Annotated in this window: 15 protein-coding genes and 2 rRNA genes; 9 read left to right on the plus strand and 8 right to left on the minus strand. The window is 65.8% G+C overall.

Features of this window, described 5'->3' with window-relative positions:
* Both ACESMN_RS11620 and rrf read left to right on the plus strand, forming a co-directional pair.
* A 23S ribosomal RNA gene (locus ACESMN_RS11620) occupies positions 1-326 on the plus strand; the annotation flags it as partial.
* Positions 327-413: 87 nt separating this feature from the next.
* Positions 414-529: ribosomal RNA gene (gene rrf, locus ACESMN_RS11625) — 5S ribosomal RNA — on the plus strand.
* Between the two features lie 62 nt (positions 530-591).
* Here rrf and ACESMN_RS11630 read toward each other — a convergent pair.
* The 3 genes from ACESMN_RS11630 to dapA all read right to left on the minus strand — a co-directional run bounded on the left by ACESMN_RS11630 (position 592) and on the right by dapA (position 3,504).
* Positions 592-1,356, minus strand: coding sequence for an MBL fold metallo-hydrolase (locus ACESMN_RS11630; protein ID WP_373053767.1), 765 nt, complete (start codon positions 1,354-1,356; stop codon positions 592-594).
* Positions 1,357-1,456: 100 nt separating this feature from the next.
* The gene (gene bamC, locus ACESMN_RS11635) at positions 1,457-2,620 is read right to left on the minus strand and encodes an outer membrane protein assembly factor BamC (RefSeq protein WP_373053768.1); all 1,164 of its coding nucleotides are present in this window, start codon (positions 2,618-2,620) and stop codon (positions 1,457-1,459) included.
* A complete protein-coding gene (dapA, locus tag ACESMN_RS11640; RefSeq protein WP_373053769.1) occupies positions 2,620-3,504 on the minus strand; it encodes a 4-hydroxy-tetrahydrodipicolinate synthase in 885 nt (294 codons plus the stop codon). Before dapA ends, bamC begins: the two co-directional genes overlap by 1 nt.
* 213 nt (positions 3,505-3,717) lie before the next feature.
* On the opposite strand from dapA, the gene ACESMN_RS11645 reads away from it, so the two are divergent.
* The 3 genes from ACESMN_RS11645 to ACESMN_RS11655 all read left to right on the plus strand — a co-directional run bounded on the left by ACESMN_RS11645 (position 3,718) and on the right by ACESMN_RS11655 (position 6,410).
* Positions 3,718-4,272 (plus strand): glycine cleavage system protein R, encoded by a 555-nt coding sequence (locus ACESMN_RS11645; protein WP_373053770.1) that lies wholly within the window; start codon positions 3,718-3,720, stop codon positions 4,270-4,272.
* A gap of 55 nt (positions 4,273-4,327) precedes the next feature.
* A complete protein-coding gene (locus ACESMN_RS11650; protein WP_373053771.1) occupies positions 4,328-4,795 on the plus strand; it encodes a peroxiredoxin in 468 nt (155 codons plus the stop codon).
* 196 nt (positions 4,796-4,991) lie between these two features.
* Complete coding sequence (locus tag ACESMN_RS11655; RefSeq protein WP_373053772.1) at positions 4,992-6,410, plus strand: PhoH family protein; 1,419 nt, start codon at positions 4,992-4,994, stop codon at positions 6,408-6,410.
* Between the two features lie 29 nt (positions 6,411-6,439).
* Here the strand turns inward: ACESMN_RS11655 and folE2 are convergent, their stop codons facing one another.
* The 5 genes from folE2 to xseB form a co-directional block, all read right to left on the minus strand.
* Positions 6,440-7,261, minus strand: a complete 822-nt coding sequence (folE2, locus tag ACESMN_RS11660) for a GTP cyclohydrolase FolE2 (RefSeq protein ID WP_373053773.1) — start codon at positions 7,259-7,261, stop codon at positions 6,440-6,442.
* A complete protein-coding gene (gene queD, locus ACESMN_RS11665; protein ID WP_373053774.1) occupies positions 7,258-7,656 on the minus strand; it encodes a 6-carboxytetrahydropterin synthase QueD in 399 nt (132 codons plus the stop codon). The genes folE2 and queD overlap by 4 nt, the downstream gene beginning before the upstream one ends.
* A gap of 2 nt (positions 7,657-7,658) precedes the next feature.
* Positions 7,659-9,575, minus strand: a complete 1,917-nt coding sequence (gene dxs, locus ACESMN_RS11670; RefSeq protein WP_373053775.1) for a 1-deoxy-D-xylulose-5-phosphate synthase — start codon at positions 9,573-9,575, stop codon at positions 7,659-7,661.
* Between the two features lie 108 nt (positions 9,576-9,683).
* Complete coding sequence (locus ACESMN_RS11675; RefSeq protein ID WP_373053776.1) at positions 9,684-10,562, minus strand: polyprenyl synthetase family protein; 879 nt, start codon at positions 10,560-10,562, stop codon at positions 9,684-9,686.
* Positions 10,563-10,576: 14 nt separating this feature from the next.
* The gene (xseB, locus tag ACESMN_RS11680) at positions 10,577-10,861 is read right to left on the minus strand and encodes an exodeoxyribonuclease VII small subunit (protein ID WP_373053777.1); all 285 of its coding nucleotides are present in this window, start codon (positions 10,859-10,861) and stop codon (positions 10,577-10,579) included.
* Positions 10,862-11,080: 219 nt separating this feature from the next.
* On the opposite strand from xseB, the gene ACESMN_RS11685 reads away from it, so the two are divergent.
* The 4 genes from ACESMN_RS11685 to ACESMN_RS11700 all read left to right on the plus strand — a co-directional run bounded on the left by ACESMN_RS11685 (position 11,081) and on the right by ACESMN_RS11700 (position 13,912).
* On the plus strand, positions 11,081-11,500 hold the full coding sequence (locus tag ACESMN_RS11685) for a rubrerythrin family protein (RefSeq protein WP_373053778.1): 420 nt from the start codon (positions 11,081-11,083) through the stop codon (positions 11,498-11,500).
* 88 nt (positions 11,501-11,588) lie between these two features.
* Positions 11,589-12,935, plus strand: coding sequence for a heterodisulfide reductase-related iron-sulfur binding cluster (locus ACESMN_RS11690; RefSeq protein ID WP_373053779.1), 1,347 nt, complete (start codon positions 11,589-11,591; stop codon positions 12,933-12,935).
* Positions 12,936-12,970: 35 nt separating this feature from the next.
* Complete coding sequence (locus ACESMN_RS11695; protein ID WP_373053780.1) at positions 12,971-13,273, plus strand: encapsulin-associated ferritin-like protein; 303 nt, start codon at positions 12,971-12,973, stop codon at positions 13,271-13,273.
* A gap of 33 nt (positions 13,274-13,306) precedes the next feature.
* On the plus strand, positions 13,307-13,912 hold the full coding sequence (locus ACESMN_RS11700) for a DUF3501 family protein (protein WP_373053781.1): 606 nt from the start codon (positions 13,307-13,309) through the stop codon (positions 13,910-13,912).
* The last annotated feature ends 41 nt before the right edge of the window (positions 13,913-13,953 follow it).

A 13,953-nucleotide genomic window follows, 5' to 3' on the forward strand; every position in this document is an offset into this window, starting at 1 on the left:
CTGGGTTTAGAACGTCGTGAGACAGTTCGGTCCCTATCTGCCGTGGGCGTCGGAGATTTGACAGGATCTGTCCTTAGTACGAGAGGACCGGGATGGACGTACCTCTGGTGTTCCGGTTGTCACGCCAGTGGCACTGCCGGGTAGCTATGTACGGAAGGGATAACCGCTGAAAGCATCTAAGCGGGAAACCCACCTGAAGATGAGATCTCCCTGGGACCTTGAGTCCCCTGAAGGGCCGTTGAAGACCACAACGTTGATAGGCTGGATGTTGAAGCGTGGTAACGCGTGTAGCTAACCAGTACTAATTGCCCGTGAGGCTTGACCATATAACACCCAAGCAGTTGGGTGCGTCTCGAGTTGACACACTGCCTGGATTGCATTCCGATTTTGAAGCGAAGGCTTCAGCCAGTTTGCCTGGCGGCCATAGCGTTCAGGAACCACCCGATCCCATCTCGAACTCGGAAGTGAAACTGTTCAGCGCCGATGGTAGTTTGGGGTTTCCCCATGTGAGAGTAGGTCACTGCCAGGCATTTACCCGACCCGGGCACCATCGAATGGTGTCCGGGTTTTTTTATGCCCGAGTGAAGGGGATCAGCGCAGTTCCCGCCAGCCGAAACCGACTGACTGGTCCGCGATGAGCGTTTCCTCCGGTTGGCAGCCCAGCCCGGCGGCGAGCGCGGCCCGTGCCAGTTGCGGCCGGTTGTTGCGCTCCGAGAGGTGCATGCCGATGACATGCTGCAGACGCCGGTGATCGATGGCACCGAGCAGGCGCTCGGCCTCGTGGTTGGGCAAGTGACCGTACGGGCCGCCGACGCGGCGCTTCAGCGCTGCCGGGTACGGACCATGCTCCAGCATTGAAGGGTCGTGATTGCATTCCAGCAGCAGCCCGTCGACGCCATCGACGGTGGCGATCATGTGCGCGGTAACATGGCCCGCGTCGGTCAACAGTGCAAGCCGGCATGCGCCGTCGGAGAAGATGAACTGCGCGGGTTCGCGGGCATCGTGGGGCACAGTGAAGGGCTGGATCTCGAGGCCGCCGACGGCCAGGCGCTCCCCGGCATGGAACTCGTGAAGGGCGGGATAGCTGACATCGCGCGCGCCGAGCCGGGTCCCGGGCGTCATGTACACCGGGAGCCGGTGGCGGCGCGCGAAGGCCGCGGACGACCCGATGTGGTCGCTGTGCTCGTGCGTGATCAGTACCGCGTCGATGTCATCGGGTGTGCGTTCGAGCCGGTTCAGCCTTGCAGTGGTTTCGTGAACCGAGAAGCCACAGTCGACAAGAACCCGGGTATCGCCGGTCTCGACCAGCAGCGCGTTACCGGCGCTTCCGCTGCCGAGCGATGCGAAGCGGATCACCGGGGGAGGCGACCGCGGCTGGATCGGTGCATCCGGAGGGGGCTCTCCGTGTGCCAGGGTCCCCGGGGCGGCTGCAACGTGCGCACGGTCGCCGCGGGGGTCAGCGCAGCCGAGGCTGAACGAGCTCCAGGACGAAGCGCTGGTCGCTGCTGGATAGCGGTTCCCCCTCGATGGACAGCGCCTCGATCCTGAGGTCGCTTCCGTTCTCGATCATGCGTACCTGAAAGCGCTCGTCCATGCGGGAGCCCGCCTCGTCGCGGCCGGTGCTGAACATGCGGCCGAACAGCCCCGGGCGCTCGGCTTCGGGATCGACGATGTCCGGCCGATAGGTGACGAGGAAGGTGCCGTTGCGGCGGTCCTGTTCATCCACCATCAGGCCGCTTTGATCGAGTGCAAACCCGAGGCGCCGCCATACCGCGTCGGGCTCGCCGCGCAGTTCAAGCATCAGGCGGTCATCGCGCTCGACGAGCTCCACCTGGCCGGTGCCTTCGAGATCCGCGTCGTCCGCCCGGGCCACGGCCTGGGTCTCGCCCTCGGTCAGAAATACCAGCAGCCGATTCAGCATCTCGGCCTCGCGCTCCGGGTCGGGCCCCGCGATGAACCACCGCGCCCCCTGGCCCTCCTCATCACCCCGCTCGACTGCCCCGCGATGGCTGATGAAGATCTCGGTCGCACCATTGTCGCGCTCCACGCGCAGGCGATACTGGTCGCGCGTGCCGGCATCGTAGACCGTCCCAAGCGCACGCCGCAGCAGACCGCGGGCCCCGCCGATGGGGATTCCCGCACGATCCTCGGCCCACTCCGTCTCCATGATGCCGACGGCGGGTTCGTCCTGGGCCAGGGTGAGATTCTGCTCGCGCCAGAACTGGCGGAGCTGGGGCCACAGCGCCTCGGGCGCAGCCTCGACGCGGAGCCAGCGCAGTTCCCCGTCGCGCCGCAACTGGACATCCGGCGACTCCGGAAGGATCGCGGTGCTGTCGGTGACCGGGCGCTGGCCGCGGCTCGGCTCCTGCTCCAGTTCCCGCGCACTCACGCGCTCGCCCGGCGCGTCCGGGACGCGGAACGCACGATCCGTGCCGGGCGCGATCAGATTCGGTGGCAGCTCCAGCGACTCGTTGGTCGTCGGGGTGTCCTCATAGCGCGGCCCTTCGGCCAGGCCGCCGGGGGTGCCACAGCCGGCAAGCGTCAGTGCGAACGCGAGCGCGGCGATCGGCAGGGTCTTTGGCAGGTGGTTCAACTGGCGGGATGTCCTTCGGGTCTTCATCAATGGTCCACTGTGATGCCGGCCTGGCGCATTGCGTCCAGAACGGCCTCATGAAACGGTTTCGACAGGGGTGTGAGGGGCAGGCGGATCCCATCCGGAATCAGGCCCATCTGCGCCACCGCCCATTTTACCGGAATCGGGTTCGCTTCACGGAACAGCGCCCGATGGAGTCCATCGAGACGGGCGTTGATCTCCCTGGCCTGCGCCACGTCGCCGTCCAGCGCTGCCATGCACATCTTGTGCATTGGCCCGGGTGCGACGTTCGCGGTCACCGAGATCACTCCCTGTCCGCCTGCGAGCAGGAATTCGAGCGCAGTCGCATCGTCCCCGCTGAAGAGATCGAGTCTGCCGCCGACGCGGTCCACCAGCTCCCGCGTCCGTTCCAGTTCGCCCAGCGCCTCCTTCAGGCCGACGATGTTCGGGATGGCCGCGAGCCGTTCCACGGTCTCCGGGAGCAGGTCGACCGCGGTACGTCCGGGGACGTTGTAGAGGATCTGCGGGATGTCCACCGCCTCGGCGATCGCGCGATGGTGCAGGTAGAGCCCTTCCTGCGTGGGCTTGTTGTAGTAGGGCGTCACCAGCAGGCAGGCATCCGCGCCGGCATCCTTCGCGCACTGGGTCAGGTGGATCGCCTCGCGCGTCGCGTTCGCCCCTGTCCCCGCGATCACCGGTCGGCGCCCGGCCACGCGCTTTACCGTGTGGGCGATCACGGCGCAGTGCTCATCGAAGTCGAGGGTCGCGGATTCGCCGGTGGTTCCGACCGCCACGATGGCGTCGGTGTCTGCCGACAGGTGCCAGTCGAGCAGGTGATCCAGGGCATCCATGTCGATGCTGCCGTCCGTTCGCATCGGCGTCACCAATGCGACCATGCTGCCTTGAAACATTGCCCTCTCCGGCTACTGCAATGGTGCAGTCTAACGGGCGGAGAACAGGGGGTTCAAGCTGCAAAAAAACCGGTGTTTCCGGGCTCCGGGCGATGGCATCGACGGCCCGGGCGCCGGCCACCACCCGGGTCCGGAGCCTTTGCATGGAAACCGTTTGCCTGACGGGCCCAAGGTGATATGTTGCCAGCCTGTTCCGTTCGCTGCCGAGCCGAGATGCCTGAGCTACCGGGTTCGACACCCACCACCCACCTGGTCATGGTCCTGATCGGGCCGGATCGCCCCGGCCTGCTCGAACAGGTATCCGGATCCGTGATGGACGCGGGATGCAGCCTCGAGGACAGCCGCATGGCGGTGCTCGCGGGATTCTGCTGCATCAGCATGGCGGTCAGCGGCAACTGGAAGACGCTCGGCAAGCTCGAAAGCCAGCTGCCGCGACTGGAGCAGGACACGGGCCTGAACCTGGTGGCGCGGCGTGCCCCGCCCGAGGAGAGCGCCGCGCCGGCCATGGCCTACTCGGTGGACGTGGTGGCACTGGACCAGGTCGGCATCGTGCATGCATTGGCGGGCTTTTTCACCAGTCGTGGCGTGAACGTACGCGATCTGCACACGCGCGTGTTCAGGGCGCAGCCGACCGGCACGCGCATGTTCGCGGCCAACATGGTGATCGACATCCCGGCCGAACAGCACCTGGCGAGCCTGCGCGGCGACTTCCTGGATTTCTGCGACGAACTCAACCTCGACGGCGTGCTGGATCCGATCAAGGCCTGAACGGCCTGGTCCCGTGATTCAGCCCATCCACCCCTGCACTGAAGGAGTAGCGGCAATGCCTGTTGCGATCGACCAGCCGGTTCCCACCGACATCCGCCTGCCTGCGACCGGCGATCAGACGCTCGGACTCGGCGACTTCTCCGGACGTCGCCTCGTCCTGTACTTCTACCCCAAGGATGCGACCCCGGGCTGTACCAACGAGAGCCGCGACTTCGCCGCGCAGCAGGAGGCGTTCGAGGCCGAGAACACCGCGATCGTCGGCGTCTCGCGCGATAGCGTGCGCAGCCACGAGCGGTTCCGCGACAAGGAGGGACTGCCGTTCGACCTCCTCAGTGACGCCGACGAGGCCCTGTGCGAGGCCTTCGACGTGATCCGGATGAAGAACATGTATGGCAAGCAGGTGCGGGGAATCGAGCGTTCCACCTTCCTGATCGACGAGAACGGGTTGCTGCGGCGCGAGTGGCGCAAGGTCAAGGTGCCGGGCCACGTCGCCGAGGTGCTGGCAGCGGTGCGGGAACTCTAGTGGGGCCTGCGGGAAGCCCGGTAACCATGGAGCACGGCCGGATGCGCTGGAGCAGGGCGGGCAGATGCAGGAATGGCCACCGGATTGCAGGCCTGCCCAGCGCGGCGCCGGCGTGTCGGCCGCCGCGATCCGATAGCGAAGCTTGCGCATGGCCCGCTGGATCCTTTCTGCGGCGGGACACGGGAGCAAGGCCGTTATGGTGAAGAAGGAAATGCGCGCCAACCGGCTGCTGGTGCTGGACACGAACGTGCTGATGCACGACCCGACCGCCCTGTTCCGGTTCCAGGAGCACGACATCTTCCTGCCGATGGTGGTGCTCGAGGAACTGGACCGTTCCAAGAAGGGCCTGTCGGAGGTCGCGCGCAACGTGCGCCAGGTCAGCCGTTTCATCGACGAACTGACGCAGGACGCGACCCACGCCGAGATCGCGCAGGGCCTCCCGCTGCGCACAAGATCGCTGGCGGAGTCCTCGCTCGAGGCCAGCGGGCGGCTGTTCTTCCAGACCCGGGCGATGGTGGCTCATCTGCCGGAAAGTCTTCCGGGATCCACCTCCGACAACAATATTCTCGCCACCACGCTGGCCCTGCAGGGCGAGCTCCCGGACGCGAAGATCACCCTGGTTTCCAAGGACATCAACCTGCGGATCAAGGCGGCGGTGCTCGGGCTGCATGCCGAGGACTACTTCAATGACCAGGTACTGGATGATGTCAGCCTCCTGTACTCGGGGATGGCGGAATTGCCGGCGGATTTCTGGGAATCGCACGGCACGGAGATGGAGTCCTGGCAGGAGAGCGGCCGCACCTACTACCGCGTGGCCGGCCCGCTGGTGATGCAGTGGCAGCCCAACCAGTTCCTGTACCGCGACGAGGGCAATCCGGTGCAGGCGATCGTGCTCGAGATCGACCAGCGTGCGGAGACCGCGGTGATCGAGCTGGTGGACGACTACCTGCATCCCCGGCACACCGTCTGGGGCATCAACGCCCGCAACCGCGAGCAGAACTTCGCGCTGAACCTGCTGATGGATCCGGAGGTGGATTTCGTGTCGCTGGTCGGCGCTGCAGGTACCGGCAAGACCCTGCTGACGCTGGCCGCCGGACTCGCCCAGACGCTGGAGGACAACACCTACCGGGAGATCATCATGACCCGGGTGACGATCCCGGTGGGCGAAGACATCGGCTTCCTGCCCGGCACCGAGGAAGAGAAGATGACCCCCTGGATGGGGGCATTGATGGACAATCTGGAGGTGCTGACCAAGTCCGACAGTGCCGGCGACTGGGGCCGCGCGGCGACCAACGACGTGGTCCGCAGCCGGATCAAGATCCGCTCCCTGAATTTCATGCGCGGGCGAACCTTCCTGAATCGCTACATCATCCTGGACGAGGCACAGAACCTCACCAGCAAGCAGATGAAGACCCTGATCACCCGGGCCGGTCCGGGTTCGAAGGTGATCGCGCTGGGCAACATCGCGCAGATCGACACGCCGTACCTGACCGAGACCACCTCCGGTCTAACCTACGTGGTGGACCGTTTCCGCAGCTGGACCCATGGCGGGCACATCACCCTGACCCGCGGCGAGCGCTCCCGGCTCGCCGACTACGCGTCCAGCAATCTCTGAACAGCGGGAAGGCGGTGCGGGACCGCGCCTCAGTCTCCGGACTCGCCACCGGGCGCCCCGCGCACCAGCGCGTAGGCGGAGTGGTTGTGGATCGATTCGAAGTTCTCCGAGGCGACCTCGAAGCGCTGGATGCGGGTCTCTCCGCACAGGCTGCGTGCGACATCGCGCACCATGTCCTCCACGAACTTCGGGTTGTCGTAGGCCCGTTCCGTGACCACCTTTTCGTCGGGCCGCTTCAGCAGACCGAAGAGCTCGCTGGAGGCCTCTGATTCGACGCGGTCGATCAGGTCGCGGACGCACAGCGAGGTGTCCGCCAGCCAGGCACGCACGGTCACGTGGGAGCGCTGGTTGTGGGCGCCGTACTCGGAGATCTCCTTGGAGCAGGGGCACAGGCTGGTCACTGGCACCACCACCTCGACCATCAGGCTGACCCTGCCGTCTTCGATCCGGCCATCCAGCGCGAGATCGTAGTCGAGCAGGCTGGCAACCCCGGACACCGGCGCGTGCTTGTTCACGAAGAATGGCAGCCGCACCCGGATGAAGGCATTCATGGCCTCGAGCCGCTCGGCGGTGTGCCGGAGCAGATCCCCGAAGCCGGCAATCGACAGTTCGTGCACCCGCTCGTTCAGGATCGCGACGAAGCGGGACATGTGCGCGCCCTTCTTGTCGGGCGGCAGGCTCACGAACATGTCGAAGGTGGCGACGGTGGGCTGCGCGGTGCCGTCGCGGTCGCGGAACAGCAGCGGATGGCGGAGCGCACGGATGCCGACCTCGTCGATGCCGATGCGCCGGTGGTCGGCCGAACCCTGGACATCGGCCATCAGCGATGGGAACTGGGGAATGGAATTCATGCTGCTGCGTCCTCTGGGGGCTCGGCGTAGCGCACGCAGGCGCGCTCCGTTTCCCACAGGGTCAGCGCGCTCACGCGCAGACCCGGTTGGTTGATCTCCCGGGCCATCTCCCGGAAGAACCACTGCGCGATGTTTTCCGCGGTCGGGTTGATCCGGGTGAACGGCTCGAGATCGTTCAGGTACTGGTGGTCGAGCCTCCCCGCGATCTCGCGCGCAAGGTTCTTCACCACCTTGAAATCAACGGCCATGCCGATCTCGTCGAGTGCGGCGGCCTCGACCTCCACCTCGACCTTCCAGTTGTGGCCGTGAAGGTTGGCGCACTGCCCGGGGTATCCGCGCAGCGTGTGCGCCGAGGCGAAGTCGGTCAGCACCCGAAGCGTGAAGGTCGCGGCCATGCCTATTCCTGACTGCCGGTTCGAAAGCTCCGGAACGTTACGTTGCCGTCGTCGCTGCTGCAAGTTACCGGCTGTTCTCCGCGGCGAATCGCCTCCAGGATCCCGCGCGAATCGAGGCCGTGATCCGCGAGGATCCGCTCCCTGGTTCCGTGCCGCGTGAACCGGTCGGGCAGACCCAGGGTCAGGCAGGGCAGCGTCAGCCCCTCGGACGCCAGCCACTCCAGCACCGCGCTGCCGGCGCCGCCCGCGACCACGTGATCCTCGACGGTGACGAAGCGCCCGTGGCTGCGCGCGAGCCGGCGCAGCAACCCGGTGTCCAGCGGCTTTATGAAGCGCATGTTCACCACGGTCGCGTCCAGGGCCTCGCCGGCCTCCAGCGCCGCGTCGAGCAGCGCACCGAAGCTCAGCAGGGCAATGCCCCGCCCCTCGCGCTCGACCTTCGCCTCGCCGACCGGCAAGGCATCGAGGGCGTCCCCCTTGAGCGTTCCCGGTCCCACGCCGCGCGGATAACGGACCGCCGCCGGGCCCTCGTGACGAAAGCCGGTGGTCAGCATCTGGCGGCACTCGGTCGCGTTCGCGGGTGCCATCAGCAGCAGGTTCGGGATGGGACGCAGCAGGGCGATGTCGAAGGTACCGGCGTGCGTCGGGCCGTCCGGGCCGACGACGCCGGCGCGGTCGATCGCGAAGAGCACCGGGAGGTTCTGCAGCGCCACGTCGTGGATCACCTGATCCATCGCGCGCTGCAGGAAGGTCGAGTAGATCGCGACCACCGGGTGCAGGCCCTCGCAGGCCATGCCGGCCGCCAGCGTGACGGCATGCTGCTCGGCGATGCCGACGTCGAAATAGCGCTCGGGGAACTCCTCGGAGAAGCGGACCAGGCCGGACCCCTCGCGCATGGCCGGCGTGATCCCCATCAGGCGCCGGTCGGCGCGCGCCTGGTCGCACAGCCAGGCGCCGAAGACGTCCGTGTAGGTGGGCGCCTTCGCCTTGCCGCTCGGGCTGATCCCGTCCTCCGGACTGAACTTGCTCACCCCGTGATAGCGGCAGGGATCGTCCTCCGCCGGTGCGTAGCCGTGCCCCTTGCGCGTGACGATGTGCAGCAGGCGCGGGCCCTCGATGTCCCGGAGGTTGTCCAGCATGGTCACCAGACCTTCGACTTCGTGTCCGTCGATCGGGCCGAAGTACTGGAAACCCAGTTCCTCGAACAATGTGCCGGGGGTGATCATGCCCTTCACGTGTTCCTCGGCACGCTGCGCGAGAGCCTTGACCGGGGGCACCAATCGCAGCACCCGCTTGGAACCCTCCCGCACGCTGCAATAGAGTCGCCCTGAGAGCAGGCGCGTCAGGTACTGGCTCATTGCACCGACGTTCTCGGAGATCGACATCTCGTTGTCGTTCAGGATGACCAGCAGGTTGCAGTCGAGGTCGCCGACGTGATTCATCGCCTCGAAGGCCATCCCGGCGGTCATCGCGCCATCGCCGATCACGGCGACGTGGTGATTCCTGCTTCCGGACCGGGCGGCGGCGATCGCCATGCCCGCGGCCGCGCTGATCGACGTGCTCGAGTGTCCGACGCCGAAGGTGTCGTACTCGCTCTCGTCGCGTTTCGGAAAGCCGGCGATGCCGCCGTACTGGCGCAGGGTCGCCATCGCCTCGCGGCGCCCGGTCAGCACCTTGTGGGCGTAGGCCTGGTGCCCCACGTCCCAGACGATGCGGTCGCGCGGTGTATCGAACACGTAGTGCAGCGCCAGCGCGAGTTCAATCGTTCCCAGGTTGGCCGCCAGGTGTCCCCCGGTCTGGGCGACCGTGGTGATCAGGAATTCCCGCAGTTCCAGCGCGATCGCGTCGAGTTCGGCGACCGAACGGGCGCGGAGATCCTCGGGCGAGCGGATTCCGTCCAGCAGCGGGGTGCTGCTCACTGCCGCCGATCCCGGGACACCGGTGCCAGCCGGCCGGCGCCGCCCTGTGCCGGAGTTGCGGGGCCGCGATCGCCGCGGTCACGGTTATGATCCATCAACGGGTCCCGTTCAATGCATTCTGTCTACGATGTACCGGGCGAGGAACCGAAGCAAATCGGCCTCCGGCCCAAGGGGTTGCAGGTATCCGAGTCCCTGTTCGACCAGGTCCCGTGCGCGCTGGCGCGAGGGCTCCAGCCCGAGCAGCGCCGGAAAGGTCGCCTTGTTCAGCAGGGTGTCGGCACCGCAGGCCTTCCCCATCAGTGTCGGGTCACCCTCGACGTCCAGCACGTCATCGCGGATCTGGAAGGCAAGCCCGATGCACTCCGCGTACGCGCCGAGGCGCGCGGTGAGCCCGGCGTCGACGGCGCTCGCCCGGGCCGGCATCAGCACCGAGGCGCGAATCAATGCGCCGGTCTTCAGCCGGTGCATGGTCTCCAGTTCGTCGAGGCTCAGGTCCTTGCCCTGCGCGGCCAGGTCCATCGCCTGCCCGCCCGCCATTCCATCCACGCCCGAGGCATCGGCCAGTTCCTGCGTCAAACGCAGCCGTGCCTCGGGCCCCAGCCCGATGGCATCGTCCACGAGGACCGCAAAGGCAAGGGCCTGCAGCGCGTCGCCCGCGAGGATGGCCAGCGCTTCCCCATGGGCCCGGTGGCAGGTCGGTTTGCCGCGGCGCAGGTCATCGTCATCCATCGCCGGCAGGTCGTCGTGGATCAGCGAGTAAACATGAATCATCTCCACGGAGGCCGCGATGCGATCGAGTGCCCCGCCCGGCGTCCCGAGCGCCTCCCCGGCGGCATAGGCCAGCAGCGGACGCAGGCGTTTGCCTCCGCCGAGCGTCGAGTAGCGCATGGCCTCCAGCAGGTCGGGGGCCGCGGGTGCCGAGGGACCGAGCAGTCCCTGAAGAAACGCCTCGATGCGCTTCTGGTAGGCTTCGATATGCTGATTCACGGTGAGGGGACGGCTTAAAAGGGGACGTCGTCCGGGCCGGGATTTTCCGGAACTTTTGTGGAGTCATTCGGGTCTGCACTTACCGAAGAGGTGTCCGGAGATTCGATCAGACTGTCAATACGGCGCTGGGCCTCGTCCAGGGCCTCCTGGCAGGATCGAACCAGTTCCATGCCCCGCTGGTACTCCCGAAGGGATTCCTCGAGCGGCAGGTCGCCGGCCTCCATACGCGCGACGAGCTGCTCCAGGGCCTCCATCGCGGCCTCGAATGCGGCAGGTGACTTGGGGGAGGCTTTCGGCATGGGAGGCAGCGGCTTGGGCGGAACTCGAGAAGGTACCGAATCCGGCAACATCTGGAAAGCCTGGGCGCGCATGGAGGGGCACCGCCTCAGGTTGACAAAGGTTTAGACTGAGTCTAAAGTTGCGACACGGTTTAGACAGAGTCTAAATTCCGTGATGGCGGCGGACAGACACCGGCCGCGATCTGACCCAGCAAAACCCAGTGACAGAGGAGTGACACCATGGAACTGAAAGGCACCAAGACCGAGAAGAATCTTCAGGAAGCCTTCGCCGGCGAATCCCAGGCCAACCGCCGTTACCTGTACTTCGCCTCCAAGGCGGACGTGGAGGGCTACAACGACGTCGCCACCGTGTTCCGTTCCACCGCTGAAGGTGAGACCGGTCACGCTCACGGCCACCTGGAGTACCTGGAGTCCAGCGGCGATCCGGCCACCGGCCTGCCCTTCGGCGCGACCGAGGCGAACCTGAAGACCGCGATTGCGGGTGAGACCCACGAGTACACCGACATGTACCCGGGCATGGCGAAGTCGGCCCGCGACGAAGGCTTCGACGAAATCGCCGACTGGTTCGAAACCCTGGCCAAGGCCGAGCGTTCCCACGCCAACCGTTTCCAGAAGGCACTCGACAACCTCGACGCCTGATCGGGCCGGGGGAACCTGACCGGACGGGGCCGGATGGCCGGCCCCGTTCCCTGCCGTTGACGGATTAAAGGCACAACCGGAGAGATTCATGTCCGCCCCTACGCAGTCCACCCGTGAAGGCAACCTGGAAGCACCCACCCGCCACCCGCTGGATTGGAAGAACCCGGATTTCTATGACGAAGACTCGCTGTTCGGCGAGATGGAGCGGGTCTTCGACATCTGCCACGGCTGCCGCCGTTGCGTGAGCCTGTGCAACGCCTTTCCGACGCTGTTCGATCTGGTCGACGAGTCGGAGACGCTGGAGGTGGACGGGGTGAAGAAGGCCGACTACTGGAAGGTGGTCGACCACTGCTATCTCTGCGATCTCTGCTACATGACCAAGTGTCCCTACGTGCCGCCGCACGAGTGGAACGTGGACTTCCCGCACCTGATGCTGCGCGCGAAGGCCGCGCGTTTCAAGAAGGAGGGAGCGAAGGCCACGCACAAGCTCATGTCCAGCACGGACCTGATCGGGTCCCTCGCCGGGATTCCGGTGGTGGCCCAGACGGTCAACGCGGTGAACCAGACGGGGCCGGCCCGCAAGCTGCTCGACAAGACCCTCGGCGTGCATCCGGAGGCGACGCTGCCGAAGTATCACAGCCGAAAAGGGCGCAAACGTGCCGGCAAGGCCGCGGCCGCGGTGACGGCCCCCGAGGCCGTGAACGGAACCACCGGGCGGGTGGCGCTGTTCGCCACCTGTTACGGCAACTTCAACGAACCGCACATCGTCGAGGACCTGGTGAAGGTCTTCAACCACAACGGCATCGAGGTGACGCTGGTCGAGAAGGAACAGTGCTGCGGCATGCCGAAGCTGGAGCTCGGCGACCTCGAGGCGGTCGCGGCCGCGAAGGATGCGAACGTGGTCCAGATGAAGCGCATGATCGACCAGGGCTACGACATCGTCGGTCCGGTTCCCTCCTGCGTGCTGATGTTCAAGCAGGAACTGCCGCTGATGTTCCCGGACGATCCCGACGTGCAGGCGGTGAAGATGCGGATCTTCGATCCCTTCGAATACCTGATGGCGCGTCACGGCGGCGGCAAGCTGAAGACGGAGTTCCCGAAGCCGCTGGGCAAGATCGCCTACCACGCCGCCTGTCACCTGCGCGTGCAGAACATGGGCCTGAAGACCCGCGATCTGCTGAAACTCGTGCCGGACACCGAGATCGAGGTCGTCGAGCGCTGTTCCGGACACGATGGGACCTACGGCGTGAAGAGCGAATACTACGAGACGGCGGCAAAGATCTGCCGGCCCGTGGTCAGCCGGGTCCAGAAGGCGAGTGCCGACCATTTCTCCAGTGACTGCCCGATGGCGGGTCACATGATCGAGAATGGACTGAAGGACGGGCGCGAGCCCGAACACCCGTTGACCCTTCTGCGCAAGGCCTACGGGCTCTGAATGCAGGGCAGCATCGAACGAGGGGAGAGAAGAACATGTCGAGCGTTGGATATCACGAGCCTGTCGAGGAACTCAGCGACGAGAGTCGGGAACTGCACCGGGCCATCGTGTCGCTGATGGAGGAACTCGAGGCCGTCGACTGGTACCAGCAGCGGGTGGACGCCTGCAAGGACCCCGAGCTGAAGGCGATCCTCGCGCACAACCGCGACGAAGAGATCGAGCACGCCTCCATGGTCCTGGAGTGGATCCGCCGCCGGAACAAGGTGTTCGACCATGAGCTCAGGGACAATCTGTTTTCGGACAAGGACTACACCGACATGGGCCATCATGATCATTGACGTATTACCGGTCGCCACCGGCACGAACGGACAGTGGAGGTGAATGTGAGCAAGCTCAGCAGAGAAGACCTTTTCTCCCTCGAGAAGTATTCGGAAGTGCGTCCCGGGTTCCGGGCCGAGGTGATGCAGCACAAGAGGAATCGCGTGTTGCCCGTCGGTCCCAACGTGACCCTGCACTTCGAGGATCGCAAGACGATGCAATACCAGATCCAGGAAATGCTGCGGGCCGAGAAGATCTTCGACGCCGCCGGCATCCAGGAAGAGCTGGACGCCTACAACCCGCTGATCCCGGACGGGAGCAACTGGAAGGCGACGATGATGGTCGAGTTCCCGGAGATCGACGAACGCAAGGTGGCGCTGGGCCAGCTGATCGGCATCGAGAAGCGGACCTATGTCCAGGTGGAGGGTCACGACAGGGTCTACGCGATCGCGGACGAGGATCTGGAGCGCGACACCGAGGAAAAGACCTCGGCGGTCCACTTCCTGCGCTTCGAACTGACCGGCGACATGGCGGCCGCTGTGAAGGGCGGGGCGGCCGTTGCGGTTGGCGTGGATCACGACCACTACACGCATCGCGTTGACCCGGTGCCGCAGCCCACGCGCGATTCTCTGGCCGAGGATCTTGCCGCACTCAACTGACCCGGCAGGACCCGTAGGAGCGGCCTCTGGCCGCGATGGCC

This window comes from Thioalkalivibrio sp. (genome assembly GCF_041690275.1).
In the GTDB taxonomy this organism is placed as follows: domain Bacteria; phylum Pseudomonadota; class Gammaproteobacteria; order Ectothiorhodospirales; family Ectothiorhodospiraceae; genus Thioalkalivibrio.

What these genes read in the sequence shown, in the direction of transcription:
- ACESMN_RS11645 (WP_373053770.1), top strand. Translation starts at nt 3,718, where the DNA reads ATGCCTGAGCTACCGGGTTCGACACCCACCACCCACCTGGTCATGGTC.
- bamC (WP_373053768.1), bottom strand. Translation starts at nt 2,620, where the DNA reads ATGAAGACCCGAAGGACATCCCGCCAGTTGAACCACCTGCCAAAGACC.
- ACESMN_RS11695 (WP_373053780.1), top strand. Translation starts at nt 12,971, where the DNA reads ATGTCGAGCGTTGGATATCACGAGCCTGTCGAGGAACTCAGCGACGAG.
- ACESMN_RS11655 (WP_373053772.1), top strand. Translation starts at nt 4,992, where the DNA reads ATGGTGAAGAAGGAAATGCGCGCCAACCGGCTGCTGGTGCTGGACACG.
- xseB (WP_373053777.1), bottom strand. Translation starts at nt 10,861, where the DNA reads ATGCCGAAAGCCTCCCCCAAGTCACCTGCCGCATTCGAGGCCGCGATG.
- ACESMN_RS11685 (WP_373053778.1), top strand. Translation starts at nt 11,081, where the DNA reads ATGGAACTGAAAGGCACCAAGACCGAGAAGAATCTTCAGGAAGCCTTC.
- folE2 (WP_373053773.1), bottom strand. Translation starts at nt 7,261, where the DNA reads ATGAATTCCATTCCCCAGTTCCCATCGCTGATGGCCGATGTCCAGGGT.
- ACESMN_RS11690 (WP_373053779.1), top strand. Translation starts at nt 11,589, where the DNA reads ATGTCCGCCCCTACGCAGTCCACCCGTGAAGGCAACCTGGAAGCACCC.
- ACESMN_RS11650 (WP_373053771.1), top strand. Translation starts at nt 4,328, where the DNA reads ATGCCTGTTGCGATCGACCAGCCGGTTCCCACCGACATCCGCCTGCCT.
- queD (WP_373053774.1), bottom strand. Translation starts at nt 7,656, where the DNA reads ATGGCCGCGACCTTCACGCTTCGGGTGCTGACCGACTTCGCCTCGGCG.
- dapA (WP_373053769.1), bottom strand. Translation starts at nt 3,504, where the DNA reads ATGTTTCAAGGCAGCATGGTCGCATTGGTGACGCCGATGCGAACGGAC.